The 330-nt window shown below is 31.2% G+C and carries 1 pseudogene; it reads right to left on the minus strand.

The features are described from left to right. Positions 1-220: pseudogene (locus tag GXK56_RS27595) on the minus strand (IS21 family transposase); the annotation flags it as partial. Positions 221-330 lie beyond the last annotated feature (110 nt).

The raw sequence follows: 330 nt of genomic DNA on the forward strand, positions 1-330 counted from the left end.
CAACTGGAACACTATATTTTACTGCATCTACAGATATATATGAATCTAAACTAACCTTTCTTTCTTTAAGATTTGCTATTATAAAAGGCTTACTTCTAATCGGAAGTAAATGTGGAAACTCTTCTGCAAAAAATTCATTAGTTATTCGTAATGTTGTACTATGTTTAGTATTATTAGATTCTTCGATAAATATCTCAGCGGCTTCATTTAACTCAGTCATAGATTTAAAACTATTGCCTTTTACAAACTGCTCTTCAATATACTTAAAAGGTCGCTCAACTTTTCCCTTTGTACGTGCCCTGTAAGGATTACAGGCATTAAGTGATATTC

Origin of the sequence: Clostridium sp. C2-6-12, assembly GCF_009928485.1 — a bacterium.
GTDB lineage: Bacteria > Bacillota > Clostridia > Clostridiales > Clostridiaceae > Clostridium.